The 18,943-nt window shown below is 68.5% G+C and carries 15 protein-coding genes; 14 read left to right on the top strand and 1 reads right to left on the bottom strand.

The window, feature by feature from the left end:
• Positions 1 to 83 precede the first annotated feature (83 nt).
• The 13 genes from ngcE to ACWGIH_RS13130 all read left to right on the top strand — a co-directional run bounded on the left by ngcE (position 84) and on the right by ACWGIH_RS13130 (position 17,142).
• A complete protein-coding gene (gene ngcE / locus ACWGIH_RS13190; protein WP_453443243.1) occupies positions 84 to 1,517 on the top strand; it encodes an N-acetylglucosamine/diacetylchitobiose ABC transporter substrate-binding protein in 1,434 nt (477 codons plus the stop codon).
• A gap of 163 nt (positions 1,518 to 1,680) precedes the next feature.
• Entirely contained in the window at positions 1,681 to 2,622 is a 942-nt protein-coding gene (locus ACWGIH_RS13185; RefSeq protein ID WP_453443483.1) for a carbohydrate ABC transporter permease, read from the top strand.
• Positions 2,623 to 2,643: 21 nt separating this feature from the next.
• On the top strand, positions 2,644 to 3,537 hold the full coding sequence (locus tag ACWGIH_RS13180) for a carbohydrate ABC transporter permease (protein WP_453443242.1): 894 nt from the start codon (positions 2,644 to 2,646) through the stop codon (positions 3,535 to 3,537).
• 150 nt (positions 3,538 to 3,687) lie between these two features.
• Positions 3,688 to 4,950 carry an ABC transporter substrate-binding protein gene (locus ACWGIH_RS13175; protein ID WP_453443240.1) on the top strand — a complete coding sequence of 421 codons (1,263 nt, stop codon included), beginning with the start codon at positions 3,688 to 3,690 and terminating at the stop codon, positions 4,948 to 4,950.
• A 42-nt stretch (positions 4,951 to 4,992) separates the two neighbouring features.
• On the top strand, positions 4,993 to 5,940 hold the full coding sequence (locus tag ACWGIH_RS13170; RefSeq protein ID WP_453443239.1) for a carbohydrate ABC transporter permease: 948 nt from the start codon (positions 4,993 to 4,995) through the stop codon (positions 5,938 to 5,940).
• Complete coding sequence (locus tag ACWGIH_RS13165) at positions 5,940 to 6,824, top strand: carbohydrate ABC transporter permease (RefSeq protein ID WP_453443238.1); 885 nt, start codon at positions 5,940 to 5,942, stop codon at positions 6,822 to 6,824. The genes ACWGIH_RS13170 and ACWGIH_RS13165 overlap by 1 nt, the downstream gene beginning before the upstream one ends.
• Before the next feature lie 199 nt (positions 6,825 to 7,023).
• Positions 7,024 to 8,223 (top strand): ROK family transcriptional regulator, encoded by a 1,200-nt coding sequence (locus tag ACWGIH_RS13160; protein ID WP_453443236.1) that lies wholly within the window; start codon positions 7,024 to 7,026, stop codon positions 8,221 to 8,223.
• A 120-nt stretch (positions 8,224 to 8,343) separates the two neighbouring features.
• Entirely contained in the window at positions 8,344 to 9,462 is a 1,119-nt protein-coding gene (locus tag ACWGIH_RS13155; RefSeq protein WP_453443234.1) for a sugar ABC transporter substrate-binding protein, read from the top strand.
• Positions 9,463 to 9,681: 219 nt separating this feature from the next.
• Complete coding sequence (locus tag ACWGIH_RS13150; protein WP_453443233.1) at positions 9,682 to 10,470, top strand: ATP-binding cassette domain-containing protein; 789 nt, start codon at positions 9,682 to 9,684, stop codon at positions 10,468 to 10,470.
• On the top strand, positions 10,467 to 11,759 hold the full coding sequence (locus ACWGIH_RS13145) for a sugar ABC transporter permease (protein ID WP_453443231.1): 1,293 nt from the start codon (positions 10,467 to 10,469) through the stop codon (positions 11,757 to 11,759). Before ACWGIH_RS13150 ends, ACWGIH_RS13145 begins: the two co-directional genes overlap by 4 nt.
• A 201-nt stretch (positions 11,760 to 11,960) precedes the next feature.
• Positions 11,961 to 13,931 carry a 1-deoxy-D-xylulose-5-phosphate synthase gene (gene dxs / locus ACWGIH_RS13140; RefSeq protein WP_453443229.1) on the top strand — a complete coding sequence of 657 codons (1,971 nt, stop codon included), beginning with the start codon at positions 11,961 to 11,963 and terminating at the stop codon, positions 13,929 to 13,931.
• 146 nt (positions 13,932 to 14,077) lie between these two features.
• Positions 14,078 to 15,580: an amino acid permease gene (locus ACWGIH_RS13135; protein WP_453443227.1), complete on the top strand. Its 1,503-nt coding sequence runs from the start codon at positions 14,078 to 14,080 to the stop codon at positions 15,578 to 15,580.
• An 83-nt stretch (positions 15,581 to 15,663) separates the two neighbouring features.
• Positions 15,664 to 17,142 carry an ArnT family glycosyltransferase gene (locus tag ACWGIH_RS13130; RefSeq protein WP_453443226.1) on the top strand — a complete coding sequence of 493 codons (1,479 nt, stop codon included), beginning with the start codon at positions 15,664 to 15,666 and terminating at the stop codon, positions 17,140 to 17,142.
• Between the two features lie 179 nt (positions 17,143 to 17,321).
• Here the strand turns inward: ACWGIH_RS13130 and ACWGIH_RS13125 are convergent, their stop codons facing one another.
• Entirely contained in the window at positions 17,322 to 17,693 is a 372-nt protein-coding gene (locus ACWGIH_RS13125) for an NTP pyrophosphohydrolase (RefSeq protein WP_453443224.1), read from the bottom strand.
• Positions 17,694 to 17,771: 78 nt separating this feature from the next.
• Between ACWGIH_RS13125 and ACWGIH_RS13120 the strand changes: the two genes are divergently transcribed.
• Positions 17,772 to 18,908, top strand: coding sequence for a hypothetical protein (locus tag ACWGIH_RS13120; protein ID WP_453443223.1), 1,137 nt, complete (start codon positions 17,772 to 17,774; stop codon positions 18,906 to 18,908).
• The last annotated feature ends 35 nt before the right edge of the window (positions 18,909 to 18,943 follow it).

Below are 18,943 nucleotides of genomic sequence, written 5' to 3'. Positions count from 1 at the left end.
CGCGGTGTCGGGCCCTTCGCCAATGGCGAGCTGTCGGGAGCCCCGTACGCCGCCTGAGTCCTGGAGAAGGCGAGGACTTGAGCATGGGATCCACCAGCATCAACCGTCGTGACGTGATGAAGAGGGCGGCGGCCACCAGCCTTCTCGCAGTGCCGGCCGTGGGCGCCCTGAGCTCCTGCGCGAGCGGTGGCGGGGACGAGAACAAGGCGGAGAAGGGCGAGAAGTCCAAGAAGAACCCGCTCGGCGTGAAGTCGGACGCCGGGCTCGCCGTGGTCGTCTTCAACGGCGGTTATGGCGACAAGTACGCCCAGTTCGTGACCGACATGTACAAGAAGCGGTACCCGGACTCGGACGCGGGCCAGAAGTCGACGACGAAGATCGCCACGCAGGTCCAGCCGAAGATCGTCCGCGGCAACCCGACGGCCGACGTCATCAACAACTCCGGCGCCGACCAGATGAACCCCGGCAAGCTGGTCTCCAACAAGCAGGTGGCGGACCTCACCGAACTGCTCGACGCGCCGTCGTGGGACGACCCGAGCGTCAAGGTGCGCGACATCCTCGAACCGGCGGTCGAGGCGAGCGGCAACTTCGGTGGCTCGGGGACGTTCCAGGCCGGCATCTCGCTGACGGTCTACGGAACCTTCTACTCCAAGAAGCTCCTTGAGGAGGGCCTGGACTCCGCGTACCCGAAGACGTGGGACGAGATGCTGGCCGTCTGCAAGAAGGCCAAGGCCAAGGGCATCCACGGCTGGAGCTACCCGGGCGGTCACCCGCGCTACATGTTCTTCAGCATCTACACGATGTTCGCGCAGCGCGGCGGGCGCGAGATCACCACGGCCATGGACTACCTGGAGCCGGGCGCCTGGAAGAACGACGCGGTCAAGGACGTCTTCGAGGCGTGGGAGGAACTGGTCGCCAAGAAGTACGTGCTGACCGGCTTCGACGGCACCGAGGCGCACACCGAGATGCAGACCGCCTGGACCAAGGGGGGCAAGTGCGTCTTCGTGCCCAACGGTTCCTGGGTGGAGAACGAGGCCAAGGACACCACCCCGAAGGACTTCGGGATGTCGTTCGGCCCGAGCCCGTCTCTGGACTCCGGCGACAAGATGCCGTTCGGCACGATCAACGCGCCGGCCGGTGAGTTCTACGTCGTCCCCGAGAAGGCGCAGAACCGGCAGGGCGGCCTGGAGTGGCTGCGGGCGATGTACAGCAAGGAAGCCGCCCTCAACAACTTCAAGGAGCTCTCCGCTCTGCCGGTGGTCAAGGGGGCCATCGACGGCCAGAAGATGCCGCACGGTGTGGCGAGCGTGCAGGCGGCGATCAAGGCCGCCGGCGACAACGTCGTCATCGCGAAGCACATGGACTGGTACAACGAGCTGTTCCGCGAGGACTTCAACAACATGATCGCCAAGTTCATGCTGGGCCAGATCGGCACCAAGCAGGCCATGGACATCATGGAGAAGGCCGGGGCCCGGATCCTCAAGGACCCTGACGTCGTCAAGGTCAAGAAGTCCTGATCAGCGGCGGATCGACCGAGAACGCGGGCACGTGAACGAGGCGGGGCGGAGTGGCGTGAAGACTGACACCCGGGTGGACGATTCCCCACCCCCGAAGAAGGCACCGGACCCGAAAGGCCGGCCCAAGTCGCCGAACGGGCTGCTGTTCCTTCTGGCAGTGCTGCTGCCGCCCCGCTTCACCCCGCAGAGCGTCCGCTACGACCGGCGCTACCGGACGCTCGACAAGTACCGCTTCATCGCGGGCTTCCTGACGCTGCCGCTCGCGTTCTACGCCCTGTTCGTCATCTCGCCCTTCATCCAGGCGATCTACTACTCGTTCACCGACTGGTCCGGCGGGCCGGTGGCGAACTTCATCGGCTTCGACAACTTCACGAAGATGTGGAACGACGAACGCTTCTGGGAATCCCTGGAAGTGAGCGTCATCCTGGCGGTCGTCGCCCCGCTGATCACGCTCGTGCTCGGCATGTTCTTCGCGTACATGATCACGTCGGGTGGCCGGCACCGTAAGGGCCGGGCCATCGCGGGTGTCGCGGGCTCGTCGTTCTACAAGGTCGTCTACTTCTTCCCGCAGGTCCTGTCCGTCGCGATCATCGCCGTCGTGTGGGGCCGCGTCTTCAACACCAACAGCGGCCTGATCAACGGCGGGCTCGACAAGGTGGGCATCGACGGCCCCGCCTGGCTGGGCGGCGACCGCTCGCTGGCTCTCATCGCGGTGATGGCCGTGCTCTCCTGGAGCTTCGTCGGCTTCTACGTGGTGCTGTTCTCGGCCGCGATGGGCGCGATCCCCAAGGACATCTACGAGGCGGCGCTGCTCGACGGCGCGGGCCGGGGGCGGACCTTCTTCAGCGTGACGCTCCCGCTGATCTGGGACACCGTGCGGACCGGCTGGATCTACATGGGCATCCAGGCGCTCGACTCGTTCGCGATCGTCCTGGTCATGGTGCCCGAGCACGTCCTGAAGGTGACCCCGGTCTTCCTCTACGAACGGTTCCGAGACGGCCAGTACGGCTATGCCACCTCCATCGGCGTCGTCCTCCTCGTCCTCAGCATGGCGTTCTCGCTGATCGTCATGAGGATCGGGAATCGCGACCGGATCGAATACTGAGACCGCGGGAGCCACTGCATCATGACCACCACCACCGCGCCCCGCGCCGAGTCCGCCGACACATCCCGCCGAGAGGGCGATTCGGCGAGCGGTGCGACCCTGAACGTCTTCTCGCACGCCTTCCTCGTCCTGTGGGTGGTTCTCGCGGCGGGCCCCCTCGTCTGGGTCGCCCTCACCGCGTTCCGCCCGTCGGTCGAGATCCTCAGCGATCCGATGGGCTGGCCGACGTCCTTCCACTGGGAGAACTTCACCAACGCGTGGACCGAGGCGAGCATCGGTCAGTACGCCATCAACTCGCTGATCATCCTGGCCGGTTCACTGACCGGCACGATGCTGCTCGGTTCGATGGCGGCGTACGTGATCGCCCGCTTCACCTTCCCGGGCAACCGGTTCATCTTCATGCTCTTCGCGGGCGGCATGATGTTCCCCGTCATCCTCGCCCTCGTCCCGCTCTTCGCGGTCATGGAGAACTTCGGCCTCCTGGACACCCGTCCCGGCCTGATGATCGCCTACATCGCGTACTCGCTGCCCTTCACCGTCTTCTTCCTGACGTCCTTCTTCCGTACGCTGCCGACCGGCGTCCAGGAGGCGGCGATGGTCGACGGGGCCTCGCACACCCGCACGTTCTTCCAGATCATGCTGCCGATGGCCAAGCCGGGCCTGGTGAGCATCGGCATCTTCAACTTCCTCGGGCAGTGGAACCAGTACCTGCTTCCGCTGCTGCTCAACAACGAGGAGGAGAGCAGGTACGTGCTGCCGCAGGGGCTCGCCACGCTGGCGGTCTCGCAGGGCTACCGGGGCGACTGGGGAGCCCTCTTCGCGGGCCTGACGATCGCGATGCTTCCGGTGCTCGTCGTGTACGCGGTCTTCCAGCGTCAGGTGCAGGCCGGGCTCACCGCGGGCGCTCTCAAGTGACCCTGCGCGTCGGTGATTTCAGCTTGGCCACGAAAGTGGTCTAGGCCTGTTGTGCCAATTCCGGCCGTGAGTAATGTCGGCCCCACGGCGCCGCGGGGGGAACCTTTTGCCCGCGTTCAAGTCGACACCGATGTCGAAGGGTTGAACAGCATGAGGAATCGATTGATCGCCACCGGTGCGGCGACGCTCGCGATGGCCATGGGAGTCACCGCATGCGGCGGTGACAGCGACAGCGGCGACGGCAAGACCATCAAGATCGTCGCCGCCGACTACGGCGACAAGGCGTCGAACGCCTCCAAGAAGTACTGGAACGGCGTGAAGAAGGACTTCGAGGCGGAGAACAAGGGCTACAAGGTCGACGTCCAGGTCATCAACTGGAACGAGATCGACAAGCAGGTCAAGAACATGATCCAGGCGGGCGACCAGCCCGACCTCCTGCAGACCGGCGGCTACGCCGACAAGGTCGCGGACGACCTGCTCTACAAGGCGGACGAGGTCCTCTCGCCCAAGACGCAGGAGAACCTCATCCCCACCTTCGCCAAGGCCGGCGAGGTCAAGGGCACGCAGTACGGCATCCCGTGGGTCTCCTCGAGCCGCGTCATGTTCTACAACAAGGCCGTCCTGAAGAAGGCGGGCGTCAAGACGCCGCCCAAGACCTGGGACGAGGTCGCCGCGGCCGCCAAGAAGATCAAGTCCTCCAAGGCCGCCGAGACCCCGTACGCCCTGCCGCTCGGCCCCGAGGAGACCCAGGGCGAGACGATGATGTGGGAGCTCGGCAACGGCGGTGGCTACACCGACGCGAGCGGCAAGTACACGCTGGACAGCGCGCAGAACGTCGAGACGTTCGACTGGCTGCAGAAGAACCTCGTCAAGCCCGGCCTCACGTACTCCAACCCGGCCTCCACCGACCGCAAGACGGCCTTCGCGGACTTCGCGGCCGGCAAGGTCGGCATGCTCAACGGCCACCCGAGCCTGATCCAGATGGCCAAGGACGGCAAGGTCGACTACGGCGTCGCGCCGATCCCCGGCAAGGACGCGCCGCTGGAGTCCACCCTCGGCGTGGCCGACTGGATGATGGCGTTCAAGGACGGCGGCGCCGAGAAGGAAGGCGTCAAGAAGTTCCTGGACTTCACGTACTCCAAGAAGATGCTGGAGTTCGACGAGATGTACAACCTGATGCCCGTCACCCAGGACGCGCTCAAGGAGATGCAGACCAACGGCAAGCACAAGGACCTGGAGCCGTTCTTCGAGGTCCTGCCGAACGCCAAGTTCTACCCGCTGGGCGACACCGCGTGGGACGTCATCTCCGCCGAGATGAAGAAGACCGGCGGCAAGGCCGCGAGCGACGACCCGAAGACGGTCCTCGGTGACCTGCAGAAGAAGGCGGAAGCCGCGGCGGCCGAGGCCAAGTAGCAGGCAGCCAGCTCCCGTTCGCTCCGCACGCAAGGAGTCGTTGTGTCACTGAAGGCCCCTCCGCCCCCGGCCGACACCGGCCGGGGACGGAGCGGGCGCGCACCCAGGCCGGTGAGCCGTCGCAGCGGCATCGCCCGGCTCGGCCCGCTGCCCTGGATAGCGCCCGTCATCCTGCTGATCCTCGCCGTGGTCATCTGGCCGGTCGTCGAACTGATCCGCACCTCGTTCCTCAACATCTCCATCGCCGGCATCGTGCGCGGCAGCGCGGGGACCGACAAGTACAAGAAGCTCTTCGAGGAGAGCGACTTCGGGGCGGTCCTGCTCTGGACGGTCGTGTGGACCGTCGTCGTCGTGAGCGTGACGATGCTGCTCTCGCTGGCCCTCGCCCAGCTCTTCAACCAGAAGTTCCCCGGCCGCACCGTCACCCGCTGGGCGCTCATCGCGCCCTGGGCGGCATCCGTCCTGATGACCGCCATCGGCTTCAAGTGGATGCTCAACCAGACGGCGGGCGTGCTCAACACCCTGATGCTGGACCTCGGCCTCATCGACAAGTCGAAGGACTGGCTGGGCCAGCCGGAGACTGCCTGGCCCTGGATGATGGCCGTCGCGATCTTCGTGTCGCTGCCCTTCACCACGTACACGCTGCTCGCCGGTCTGCAGACCATCCCGCACGAGGTCTACGAGGCGTCGCGGATCGACGGGGCGAGCCCCTGGCAGACGTACCGACACATCACGGTGCCGATGCTGCGGCCCGCGTTCCTGGTCGGCGTGGTCATCAACCTCATCAACGTCTTCAACTCCTTCCCGATCATCTGGGCCATGACGCAGGGCGGTCCCGGCTATGACACCTCCACGACCATGGTGTTCATGTACAAGCTGAAGGAGACCGACATCGGTGAATCCGCCGCCATGTCCGTGGTCAACTTCGCGATGGTCGTCGTACTCGTGCTGATCTTCCTGAAGGTCAGCCGATGGAACGAGGAGGACTGATGGCCACCGCGACGCAGACCCGCGCGGGGTCCCCGAAGCGTCCCGCGCCCCGGCCCAAGGCCAAGCGCACGTTCCGGCCGCGCACCCTGGTCATCACCGTCGTCGCCTGGGCGCTCGCGGCGATCTTCCTGGCTCCGTACCTGGAGATGGTGATCACCGCGCTCCGTCCCAAGGACGAGCTGCGGGACCGGACGTACCTGCCGCAGAACCTGGAGTGGTCGAACTTCATCGAGGTCTGGAAGGAATCGGAGCTCGGCCAGAACCTCCAGGTGACCCTCCTCGTCGCGGGCGGGGCGACGCTCCTCGTCCTCCTGGTCTCGCTGCCCGCCGCGTACTACACGGCGCGCATGCGGTACCGCGGGCGCAAGGCCTTCCTGCTCCTCGTCCTGATCACCCAGATGTTCCAGCCCACCGCCCTCCTGGTCGGCCTCTACCGCGAGTTCCACCAGCTGGACATGCTCAACTCGGTCTGGACGCTGATCATCACGAACGCGGCGTTCAACCTCGCGTTCGCGGTGTGGATCCTGACGGCCTACATCGGCTCCATCCCGAAGGAGCTGGAGGAGGCGGCGATGGTGGACGGCACCAGCCGCTTCGGCGCCATGGTGAAGGTGACGCTGCCGCTCGCACTGCCCGGTGTGGTGACCGCGGTGATCTTTACTTTCATCACCTCATGGAACGAGTTCGTGATGGGCCTCACGCTCACCACCGAGCCCGACAAGCAGCCGCTGACGGTCGGCATCAACAACTTCATCGGCGCCTACACCGTGGAGTGGAACTACCTCTTCGCGGCCTCCGTGGTGGCGATCGTGCCGGTCATCGTGCTCTTCGCCTTCATCGAACGGCACGTGGTCTCGGGTCTCACCGCGGGCTCGGTCAAGTAACGGATCGGCCCGCACAGGCCGGGTCTGGGTGGTTTGGGGTGCATCCTCGCCACTTGGACCCGGCCTGTCCTGCTGTTCAAGAGTGCCGATTTGGGTCAAGGACTTGACTGCGCCAACCCGTTCAGCAGAGCTTGGAGTTCACAACTTGTACGGGCAGCGACGTCGCTGTTACGTCATACGGAAAAGGGTGGCTGAGTCAATGGAGACTCCGGGGTCGCAGTCGTCGCTGCACCGGGCCAATCTCGAGCGGGTCGTACGTGCCGTACGGCTCGCCGGGTCGCTCACTCAGGCGGAGATCGCCAGGACGACGGGACTGTCCGCGGCCACGGTCTCCAACATCGTCCGGGAGCTCAAGGACGGCGGAACGGTCGAGGTCACGCCCACCTCGGCAGGCGGTCGCAGGGCCCGCAGCGTCTCGCTCAGCGGCGACGCCGGCATCGTCATCGGCGTGGACTTCGGCCATACGCACCTGCGCGTGGCCGTCGGGAACCTCGCCCACCAGGTGCTCGCCGAGGAGTCCGAGCCGCTGGACGTGGACGCGTCGGCCGCGCAGGGCTTCGACCGCGCCGAACAGCTGGTCAGCAGGCTGATCGGGGTGACCGGCGTGGACCGCGCGAAGATCGCGGGCGTCGGCCTCGGCGTGCCGGGACCCATCGACGTGGAGTCCGGGACGCTCGGCTCGACGTCGATCCTGCCGGGCTGGACCGGCACCAAGCCCGCGGAGGAGCTCAAGGACCGCCTCGGCGTCCCCGTGCACGTCGACAACGACGCCAACCTCGGCGCGCTCGGCGAGCTGGTCTGGGGCAGCGGCCGCGGGGTCAGGGACCTGGCGTACATCAAGGTCGCGAGCGGCGTCGGCGCCGGTCTGGTGATCAGCGGACGGATCTACCGCGGCCCCGGCGGCACCGCAGGCGAGATCGGGCACATCACCCTGGACGAGTCGGGTCCGGTCTGCCGCTGCGGCAACCGCGGCTGCCTGGAGACCTTCGCCGCGGCCCGCTACGTCCTTCCGCTGCTCCAGTCCAGCCACGGCACCGAGCTGACCATGGAGCGCGTGGTCGCCCTGGCGCGCGAGGGCGACCCCGGCTGCCGTCGTGTGATCGCCGACGTCGGCCGCCACATCGGCAGCGGTGTGGCGAACCTCTGCAACCTCCTGAACCCGAGCAGGGTCGTCCTCGGCGGTGACCTCGCGGAGGCCGGTGAGCTGGTCCTGGGGCCCATCAGGGAGTCCGTGGGGCGCTACGCGATCCCCAGCGCGGCCCGGCAGCTGTCCGTCCTTCCAGGGGCCCTGGGCGGCCGCGCGGAAGTGCTCGGGGCGCTGGCGCTCGCACTCAGCGAGATGGGCGATTCGACCCTTTTGGACGGCTCTCTGCCCGCCACCGCACCTGCCTTCACTTAGATAACGCATGGCACCGTTGTCATCTCGTTAAGGATTTACTCCTTGACGCTGGTGTGGCGGCCGAGTTGACTTCGAGCCACCTCGGCCGCAACGACGCGGCCACGTCAGGGAGGTTCCCGAATGAACACGCGTATGCGTCGTGCCGCCGTTGCCGTTGCCGCCACCACCATGGCCGTCACCCTTGCTGCCTGTGGCAGCGCCAAGGAGTCCGGCGGTGACAAGGATGAAGCGGGCTCCGGCTCGAAGAAGGGCGACGCGCTGAACATAGGTCTGCTCCTGCCGGAGAACCAGACCGCGCGTTACGAGAAGTTCGACAAGCCGCTGATCGAGAAGCACATCAAGGAGCTGACCGACGGCAAGGCCAAGGTCACCTACGCGAACGCCAAGCAGGACGCGACCGTACAGAACCAGCAGGCCGACACCATGATCACCAACAAGGTGGACGTGCTGATCGTGGACGCGGTGGACTCCAAGGCCATCGCCGGTTCGGTCAAGAAGGCCAAGGACGCGGGCATCCCGGTCGTGGCGTACGACCGCCTCGCCGAGGGCCCCATCGACGCGTACACCTCGTTCGACAACGAAGAGGTCGGCCGCGTGCAGGGCAAGGCCCTCCTCGAAGCCCTCGGCGACAAGGCCAAGGGCGGCCAGATCGTGATGATGAACGGCGCGATCACCGACCCGAACGCCAAGCTCTTCAAGAAGGGCGCCGAGTCGGTGCTCAAGGGCAAGGTCAAGGTCGGCAAGTCGTACGACACCAAGGAGTGGAAGCCGGAGAACGCCAACGCCAACATGGAGGGCGCGATCTCGTCCCTCGGCAAGGGCAAGATCGACGGCGTCTACTCCGCGAACGACGGCATGGCGGGCGGCATCATCACCGCCCTCAAGGCCGCGGGCCTCTCCAAGCTCCCGCCGGTCACCGGCCAGGACGCCGAACTCGCCGGTGTGCAGCGCATCGTCGCGGGCGAGCAGTTCATGAGCGTCTACAAGTCCTACCCGGCGGAGGCCAAGGTCGCCGCGGAGATGGCCGTCGCGCTCGGCAAGGGCGAGAAGCTCGACTCGATCGCCAAGACGACCGTCGACAGCCCCACCGCCAAGGACGTTCCCACCGTGCTCGTGCCGGTCGTCTCGCTGACCGACAAGAACATCAAGGAGACCGTCATCAAGGACGGGATCTACGCGGTCGACGAGATCTGCACCGCCAAGTACAAGGCTGACTGCGCCAAGGTCGGCCTGAAGTAAGTCCCCGCTTCCTCCCGGGACTTCACCACCATTGAGGCCTGTCCGGCGCCCCGTTCCAACAGCCCCGCAGCTCTAGGCGGGGCGCCGGACAGAAACGCGCTCCGGTCGCGTACAGGTCTTTTCGTGCCTCGCGTTCCGCGCGTTCTCTCGTTCTTCTCGCTTTTCTCGTTCTTCTCGTTCTCTTCTGTTCAACCTCCCGCCGGTCAGGCGGCGAAGGAGATGGTTCACGTGTCCGCTACGCCCGTGTTGGCGTTGCGCGGGGTCTCCAAGCGATTCGGTGCCGTCCAGGCGCTCACCGACGTCGAGCTTGAGGTCCACGCCGGTGAGGTGGTCGCCCTGGTCGGCGACAACGGCGCAGGAAAGTCCACGCTGGTCAAAACGATCGCCGGCGTGCATCCCATCGATGACGGCGTCATCGAGTGGGAAAGCAAGGCCGTATCGATCAACAAGCCGCACGACGCCCAGAACCTGGGCATCGCGACCGTCTACCAGGACCTCGCGCTGTGCGACAACATCGACGTCGTCGGCAATCTCTACCTCGGTCGTGAGCTGCGCAGGCGCGGTGTGCTCAACGAGGTCGAGATGGAGCGCCGCGCCCGCGAGCTGCTCACCACGCTGTCGATCCGCATACCCAGCGTCCGCATCCCGATCGCCTCGCTCTCCGGCGGTCAGCGCCAGACGGTGGCGATCGCCCGCTCGATGCTCGGTGAGCCCAAGCTCGTCATCCTCGACGAGCCCACCGCCGCACTCGGCGTGGAGCAGACCGCCCAGGTCCTCGACCTGGTGGAGCGGCTGCGCGAGCGTGGCCACGCGGTCATTCTCATCAGCCACAACATGGCGGACGTCAAGGCCGTCGCGGACAAGGTGGCGGTGCTCCGGCTCGGCCGGAACAACGGCGTCTTCGACGTGAAGACCACCTCGCAGGAAGAGATCATCTCCGCCATCACGGGCGCCACGGACAATGCCGTGACCCGTCGCGCGGCGCGCAACGTGGAGGCCCAGAAGTGAGCAGCATCGACAAGACCTCCACGCCCGGCGACGCACCCGTCGACGCCCCGGCCGCCGCCGCTGACGCCGTCACCGCGGTGGACCCGCGCCTCCTCGTGCGCGAGCAGGGCTTCGCGGGCTACATCACCGAGTTCAAGCGGAAGATGCGCGCCGGTGACCTGGGCTCCATCCCGGTCGTCGCGGGCCTCATCATCATCTGGGCGATCTTCGCCTCGATGAACTCGCGCTTCATGACCGCGGAGAACCTCAGCAACATCTCCGTCGCCATGGTCGGCACCGGCATGATCGCCGTCGGCATCGTCTTCGTGCTGCTGCTCGGCGAGATCGACCTGTCGGTCGGCTCGGTCAGCGGTGTCGCGGGCGCGGTCGCCGCCGTGCTCGCCGTCACGCACGGCGCGCCCGAGTGGATCGCGTTGATCGTCGCCATCCTCTCCGGCACCGTCATCGGCACCATCCACGGCTTCTTCTTCGCGCGCATCGGCGCCCCGGCGTTCGCCGTCACCCTGGCGGGCCTGCTGTTCTGGCAGGGCTTCATGCTCCAGATCCTGGGTGACAACGGCACCATCAACCTGGACTCCGAAGGCCTGATCGCCAAGCTGACCTCGTACTACTTCACGGACGTCGCCGCGGCCTACGGCCTCGCGATCGTCGCGGTCGCGGCCTTCTTCCTCTCCTCCTTCCTGGACAGCCGCCGCCGCGAGGCGGCCGGTGTCCCGTCCAGGCCGCTGAGCGAGATCATCGTCCGTACCGTGATCCTGGCCGTGGTGGCCTTCGCCGCCGCGATCATGTTCAACCAGTACAAGGGCCTTCCGCTGGCCCTGGTGATCTTCCTGGTGGTCCTGGTCGGCACGGACTTCGTGCTCCGCCGCACCGGCTACGGCCGCAAGGTCTTCGCCCTCGGCGGCAGCGTCGAGGCGTCCCGCCGCGCGGGCATCAACGTCACCCTGATCCGTACGTCGGTCTACGCGATCGCCGGTACGTTCGCGGCGGCGGGCGGCCTCTTCATGGCCTCCAAGATCGCCGCGGCCAACCAGGGCGCCGGCACCGGTGACCTCCTGATGAACGCCATCGCGGCGGCCGTCATCGGCGGCACCAGCCTCTTCGGTGGCCGCGGCCGCACCTGGAACGCCCTCCTGGGTGTCATGGTCATCACCTCGATCCAGTACGGCCTGGCACTCGAAGGCATCGCCACGCCGGTCCAGTACATGATCACCGGTGGCGTACTGCTCGCCACGGTCGTGATCGACTCCGTGACGCGCAAGACCCAGAAGACGGCAGGACGCGCCTGACCTGCCCGAACCCAGAGCAGAGCTGCCCGGTACCGCAATGGAGCGGTGCCGGGCAGCTCTCTGTGCGGGGGCCGGACACCGCCGATCGCGTGACGGGGAACTCACGGCCCGGACGCCGTCCGCGACAGCGGAACATTAGACTCAACAGGCCCGGCAACATTCCGGTCAACGCTCGAACAGCTCTACTGCAAGGAGGCACGGGTGCCGCTGCTGACCCGCATCAGGGGACCGCGCGATCTGGACCGGCTCAGCCCGGAGGAGCTGAACCAGCTGGCCGGCGAGATCCGCGCCTTCCTCGTCGACGCAGTGTCCAAGACAGGCGGCCACCTCGGCCCCAACCTCGGCGTGGTCGAGCTGACCATCGCCATGCACCGCGTCTTCGACTCCCCGCAGGACAAGGTGCTCTTCGACACCGGCCACCAGAGCTACGTGCACAAGCTGCTCACCGGCCGCCAGGACTTCGCCAAGCTGCGCACCAAGGGCGGCATCTCCGGCTACCCCTCGCGCGCCGAGTCCGACCACGACGTGATCGAGAACTCGCACGCCTCGACGGTCCTCGGCTGGGCCGACGGCCTCGCCAAGGCCAACGAGGTGCGGGGCAAGGACGACCACGTCGTCGCCGTCATCGGTGACGGCGCGCTCACCGGCGGCATGGCCTGGGAGGCGCTGAACAACATCGCCGCCGCCAAGGACCGCCCCCTGGTGATCGTCGTCAACGACAACGAGCGTTCGTACGCCCCGACCATCGGCGGCCTCGCGAACCACCTGGCGACCCTGCGCACCACCGACGGCTACGAGCGCTTCCTGGCCCGCGGCAAGGACCTCCTGGAGCGCACCCCGGTCGTCGGCAGGCCCCTGTACGAGACGCTGCACGGCGCGAAGAAGGGCCTCAAGGACTTCATCGCCCCGCAGGGCATGTTCGAGGACCTCGGCCTGAAGTACGTCGGGCCCATCGACGGCCACGACATCGAGGCCCTGGAGTCCGCCCTGGTGCGCGCCAAGCGCTTCGGCGGCCCTGTCATCGTGCACTGCATCACCGAGAAGGGCCGCGGCTACAAGCCCGCCGAGGAGGACGAGGCCGACCACTTCCACGGCATCGGCCCGATCCACCCCGACACCGGCCTGCCCATCGCGGCGGGCGGCATGGACTGGACGTCCGTGTTCGGCGAGGAGATGGTCAAGCTCGGCCACGAGCGCGAGGACATCGTCGCGATCACGGCTGCCATGCTCCAGCCGGTCGGCCTGCAGAAGTTCGCCAAGGCCTTCCCCGACCGGGTCTACGACGTCGGCATCGCCGAGCAGCACGCCGCGGTGAGCGCCGCGGGCCTGGCCACCGGCGGCCTGCACCCCGTCTTCGCGGTGTACGCGACGTTCCTCAACCGCGCCTTCGACCAGCTCCTGATGGACGTGGCCCTGCACAAGTGCGGCGTCACCTTCGTCCTGGACCGGGCGGGCGTCACCGGCACGGACGGCGCCTCGCACAACGGCATGTGGGACATGTCGATCCTGCAGTGCGTGCCGACCCTGCGCATCGCGGCCCCGCGCGACGCCGACCAGGTCCGCCTCCAGCTGCGCGAGGCCGTCGAGGTCGACGACGCCCCGACCGTCGTGCGCTACTCCAAGGGCGCGGTCGGCCCCGCGGTCAAGGCCGTCGACAAGGTCGGCGGCATGGACGTCCTGCGCAAGGCGGACACCAACCGCCCCGACGTGCTGCTCGTCTCCGTGGGCGCGCTCGCGCCGATGTGCCTGGAGATCGCCGACCTCCTGAACAAGCAGGGCATCACGACGACGGTCGTCGACCCCCGCTGGGTCAAGCCCGTCGACGAGGCGCTCGCCCCGCTCGCCGAGCAGCACCGCGTGGTCGTCACCGTCGAGGACAACTCGCGCGCCGGCGGCGTCGGTTCGGCCATCTCGCAGGCCCTGCGCGACGCGGGCGTCGACGTACCGCTGCGCGACTTCGGCATCCCGCCGCGCTTCCTGGACCACGCCTCGCGCAAGGAGGTCATGGCCGAGATCGGTCTGACCGCCCCGGACATCGCCCGCCAGGTCACCGGTCTGGTGGCCAAGCTGGACGGCATCCCCCACTCTCAACTTCGTTCGAGCGGGGGGACCCCCACCGAACGCACGGCCGCCGTGGACTCGGTCGAGGCCGGGGAGCCCGCGCGCGACTGACGTCAACGAGCACCGCCGATGGGCCGGTTCCGACACCCTGTACGGGTGGTGGAACCGGCCCATTCGCGTGAATAGGCTCGCGCCACGGCCTACGGGGTACTCGCCCTCTCGATCATGTCGAGGACGACAAGCGTGGAGGTACGTCCGTGGCAAGCAGCCTTTTCAGAACGAAGAGCATCGAGCAGTCCATCCAGGACACCGAGGAGCCGGAGCACGCGCTCAAGAAGTCGCTGTCCGCCCTCGATCTCACGGTCTTCGGCGTCGGCGTCGTCATCGGCACCGGCATCTTCGTGCTGACCGGAGCGGTGGCCAAGGAGACCGCGGGTCCCGCCACCGCGATCGCCTTCGCCGTCGCCGGTGTCGTCTGCGCCCTCGCGGCGCTCTGCTACGCGGAGTTCGCCTCCACGGTGCCGGTTGCCGGATCGGCGTACACCTTCTCGTACGCCTCGCTCGGCGAACTGCCTGCCTGGACCATCGGCTGGGACCTGGTCCTGGAGTTCGCCCTCGGCACGGCGGTGGTCGCCGTCGGCTGGTCCGGCTACGTCCGCTCGCTGATGGACAATGCGGGCTGGCACCTGCCCGCGTCGCTCTCCGGGCCCGATGCGGCCGATGGCTTCAGCTTCGACATCCTCGCCACCGCGCTTGTGCTGGTCCTCACGGTCGTCCTCGTCCTCGGCATGAAGCTCTCGGCCCGTGTCACCACGGTCATCGTCGCCATCAAGGTCGCCGTCGTCCTCATCGTCATCATCGCGGGCGCCTTCTTCATCGACACGGACAACTACAAGCCGTTCATCCCCAAGGCGCAGGAAGTGACCGCGGGCAACAGCATCGACTCCCCGCTCATCCAGCTGATGTTCGGGTACGCGCCCACCAACTTCGGCGTCCTCGGCATCTTCACCGCCGCCTCCATCGTCTTCTTCGCCTTCATCGGCTTCGACATCGTGGCGACCGCGGCCGAGGAGACCAAGATGCCCCAGCGGGACATGCCGCGCGGCATCCTCGGCTCGCTCCTCATCTGCACCATCCTGTACGTCGCCGTGTCGATCGTCGTCACGGGCATGCAGCACTACAGCGAACTGTCCGTGGACGCCCCGCTCGCCGACGCCTTCAAGGCCACCGGGCATCCCTTCTACGGCGGCGTGATCAGCTTCGGTGCCGCCGTCGGCCTCACCACCGTCTGCATGATCCTGCTGCTCGGCCAGACCCGCGTCTTCTTCGCGATGAGCCGTGACGGACTGCTGCCCCGGTTCTTCTCCCACGTCCACCCGAAGTACCGCACGCCGCACCGCCCGACCATCCTGCTCGGTGTCCTCATCGCGATCCTCGCGGGCTTCACCAGCCTCGACGAACTCGCCGAGCTGGTGAACATCGGCACGCTCTTCGCCTTCGTCGTGGTCGCCCTGAGCGTCATCATCCTGCGCCGCACCCGCCCCGACCTGCCCCGTGCCTTCCGCACCCCGCTGGTGCCGCTCGTGCCCATCCTCTCGGTGGCGGCCTCGGTGTGGCTGATGCTGAACCTGCCCGCCGAGACCTGGCTGCGGTTCGGCGTCTGGATGCTGCTCGGTTTCGTCGTGTACTTCGTGTACGGGCGCTCGCACAGCCGGCTCGGCCGGCAGGGCAAGCAGCAGCCGACCGGTGACGTCCGGTAATCGCATCGGTCACTTCCGACCAATCGTCCGGCCCCGTATGTCCTGATCCGATGGGAACTGCGGGGCCGGATAGCGTGCACCTCATGCTCGCCGAGCCCTCCGCCTCACCACGCTCCGTACGCGGGCCGCGGCTGCCGCGGCCGCGCACGGAGCAGGCCTCCGCGTCGTACTGGCCGCGTCTGCTGCCGCTCCTCGCCGCACTGGCCTGCGTCACCCGTGCCCCCTCCTTCCGGTGGCCCCTGTGGAGCCCGGACGAGGGCTATCTCGCCGTCCAGGCACGGATGTTGGCCGACGGGGGAGAGCTCTACGAAACGGTCGTCGACCGGAAGCCGCCGCTCGTCCCCTGGCTGTACGAGGCGGCGTTCGCGCTCTTCGGCGACGCGACGCTGCTCCCGCTGAAGGTGCTCGCGGTCGCGGCCCAGCTCCTGACCGCCGTCCTCCTCGTCTGCGTCGCGAGGCGTCGCTGGGGCGACGGCGCGGGCCGTACGGCGGGCGTGCTCTACCTCCTCGTCTCGGTCGGTCTGAACCCCGAGGACGTCCAGGCGGCCACCTTCGAGGTCTTCATGCTGCCGTGTACCGCGGCCGCCCTCTGGTGCGCGGACCGGCGCCGCTGGGGAGCGGCGGGCACCGCGGTGGCCTGCGCGTTCCTGGTCAAGCAGACCGGGGGAGCGGTCCTGGTGCCGGTGGTGTGGCTGCTGTGGCAGGCGGGCGGCGCCCGAAGGGACGTGCTGCGCCTGGGGATCGGGCTGTGCGGGCCGGTGCTCGCGGTGGCCGCGGCCACGGATCCCGCGGGGTTCCTGTTCTGGACGGTGACGGGGTCGGGGGCGTACGCGTCCTTCACCGGCTCCGAACTCCACGTGCTCTTCCGTGGGTTGACCAACGCGGCGATCCTCGGGGCGGCCTGTGCCGGGATCGTCCCGCCCGTCGTACGGGTCCTGCGCATCGCCCGCACCGGCTCGACGGAGCTGTGGCTCTGGCTCGCCTCATCGGCGGGAGCGGTCCTCGTCGGCTTCCACTTCTTCGGCCACTACTACCTGCAACTCACGCCGCCCCTCGCCCTGTTGGGCACGGCAGCGCTGCAGATCCTGCCCCGCGAGCGCACCCTGACGGCGGTCTCGGTCTCGGTGGGGGCGTGCGCGCTCTTCCTGGCCTGGGGGATGCTGGCGCCGCGCCCCGAACTGGCGCACGCCACGCGCCTCGCGGAGACCGTCCGCGCGCTGACGTCCCCCCAGGACAAGGTGCTGTTCTGGGGGATACACCCGGAGGCGTACTGGCTCGCCGACCGCGCACCCGCCAGCCGCTATCTCACGGCGGGGCTGCTCACCAACTACAGCGGGGGCAGGAACGGGCCCCAGGTGGGCGAGAGGTACGCGGTCGAGGGCTCCTGGCGGGTCTTCCGCCGGGAGCTGACCGAGCACCCACCGGCGCTCGTCGTCGACGACTCCCGGGGCAAGCCGTTCGCCCCGGAGCGGTTGCCGTCACTGCGGAGGGTCCTCGCCGTCGGGTACGAGCCGGTGGCGCGGGTGGGGGGAGCGGTGGTGTACGCGCGGGTCGGGCGGTGAGGGGGGCGCGGGGCTGCCGGGCGGGAACCCCGGAGCGCCGCCCCACCGCGCCTGCCGACGCTGCGGGCCGCTCCCGTCCCCGTGCGGCGCACGACGGACAGGCCGCAGAGCAACCGCGTACCCCACCAGGTCCTGTGCGTGCCGCCCGCCTTCTCGCGGCCTGGCCGAGCCGCGAGAGGTCAGACGTCGCGTACCGTCCGGGGGCCCACGCACTCCGCACCCGACTCGCTGACCCTGCGGCGCAGCTCGCGGTCGGCCGTGACGACCACGCACGGGCGGCCCTGGGCCTCGGTGGCCAGTTCCACGATGCGGTCATCGCCGCTGCCGGGCGCCGGGACCACCTCCACGCCCTCGACGGACTCGACACCCCGGGCGGCCCCCTCGACGACGAGCACGACGTCCAGCGGTCCCGGATGCCCCGCGATGCCCTCGTCGGCGTACGCCACGAGCCTGTCCCGCAGCCGCTCGGCGGCACCGTGCCGGTCGCGCCACCAGCCGTCGGGCACCGAGCCGACGACGTTGGCGGCGTCCACGACGAGGAGAGTTCTCATGGCGCCACCCTGGCACACCGCAAACGTAGACTGATCGAGCCGGAGAACGCACGCCCACAGGAAGGTCCGCGCCGAGTCATGCCGCAGAGGTCCGCCCCCAGGCCCGAGCGGGAGTCCTCCCGCCCGACGGCCGCCGCCGCCGGCCACGTGGCGAGCGGCACCCTCGCGACCGCCCGCTGGCTGCTGCGCGGCAAGGACGGCAGGCTCACCGCCTACGCCCGCTCGGCGGACGGCCTGCTGCGCTGGACGGAGACCCGCCCCGGCGGCCCCGACTGGACGGGCCCCGACCTTTTCGAGACGCCGCACCTGAGCCACCTGACGCTGGCACAGGGCGCTGACGGGTACGTCCACTTCGTCGCCCTGCGCAAGCTGCCCAAGGACGGCGGCGGCACGGAGGTGGACGTCGTGCACGCCGTCCAGTACCAGTCGGGCCGCCCGCTCATGGACTGGCGCTCCCTCGGCAACCCGCACACCAAGATGGTCGAGCGCGCCCCGCACCTCGGCGCCCCGACCGCCGCGGTGGACGCCTCGGGCACGGTCCACGTCTTCGTGCGTGACGCGGTGAACAGCGTCCGGCTGCGGCGCGAGGGCAAGGGCGGCAAGTGGGAGGGGTGGAAGGACTTCAAGGTCCGCGAGGTCCTGGACGGGATCACGGCGCTCGCCACCTCCACCGGCCGGGTGGAGGTCTTCGGTCCGGCCGAGAACAAGACGCTGCACTGGACCCAGGAGAAGCAGGGCGCCGAGTTCCAGCGCACCGACGACATCCCGCTGCCCCCGGCCCCCGGCTCGGGCACGGCCCTGGAGACGGCCCCGGACCGCCTCACGTACTACGCCACCGACGTCCGCGGCAGGGGCGTCCTCGCCCACCGCTGCGACGACGAGGACGCGCGACCGCTCGGCGGCACCCCGGAGGCGGGCCACACGGCCGTACTCCGCGCGACGATAGAGGGCCACGACTGCACGGTCCTCGCCCACCGGGGCGCCGACGGCCGCCCGGTCATCGCGGCCTACCCCACCCAGGACGAGAAGGCGGGCGCCTGGTGGGCCGCCACCGGCGAACCCTGCCTGGGCTCCCCGGCGTTGGCGCTCGACGCGCAGGGCCGCGTGGTCATGGCGACCATCGGCCTCGACGGCACGCTGCGGCTCGCGCGGCAGAAGGCGGAGTCGGGCCTCGCGCTCGGCGCGTGGACGCGCGTGCAGAGGAGCGACCGCTGAAACGGGCGATGCCCGGCCGTCCCTGAGGACGGCCG

Source organism: Streptomyces sp. NPDC054872, from assembly GCF_053610705.1.
Note: the sequence above shows the minus strand (reverse complement) of the source record. Positions and strands in the feature narration are given on the sequence as shown.

Excerpts from the sequence above, each read along its gene's own strand:
- ACWGIH_RS13130 (WP_453443226.1), top strand. The coding sequence starts at position 15,664 with ATGCTCGCCGAGCCCTCCGCCTCACCACGCTCCGTACGCGGGCCGCGG.
- ACWGIH_RS13165 (WP_453443238.1), top strand. The coding sequence starts at position 5,940 with ATGGCCACCGCGACGCAGACCCGCGCGGGGTCCCCGAAGCGTCCCGCG.
- ACWGIH_RS13120 (WP_453443223.1), top strand. The coding sequence starts at position 17,772 with ATGCCGCAGAGGTCCGCCCCCAGGCCCGAGCGGGAGTCCTCCCGCCCG.
- ACWGIH_RS13180 (WP_453443242.1), top strand. The coding sequence starts at position 2,644 with ATGACCACCACCACCGCGCCCCGCGCCGAGTCCGCCGACACATCCCGC.
- ACWGIH_RS13160 (WP_453443236.1), top strand. The coding sequence starts at position 7,024 with ATGGAGACTCCGGGGTCGCAGTCGTCGCTGCACCGGGCCAATCTCGAG.
- ACWGIH_RS13155 (WP_453443234.1), top strand. The coding sequence starts at position 8,344 with ATGAACACGCGTATGCGTCGTGCCGCCGTTGCCGTTGCCGCCACCACC.
- ACWGIH_RS13125 (WP_453443224.1), bottom strand. The coding sequence starts at position 17,693 with ATGAGAACTCTCCTCGTCGTGGACGCCGCCAACGTCGTCGGCTCGGTG.
- ngcE (WP_453443243.1), top strand. The coding sequence starts at position 84 with ATGGGATCCACCAGCATCAACCGTCGTGACGTGATGAAGAGGGCGGCG.
- ACWGIH_RS13175 (WP_453443240.1), top strand. The coding sequence starts at position 3,688 with ATGAGGAATCGATTGATCGCCACCGGTGCGGCGACGCTCGCGATGGCC.
- ACWGIH_RS13150 (WP_453443233.1), top strand. The coding sequence starts at position 9,682 with ATGGTTCACGTGTCCGCTACGCCCGTGTTGGCGTTGCGCGGGGTCTCC.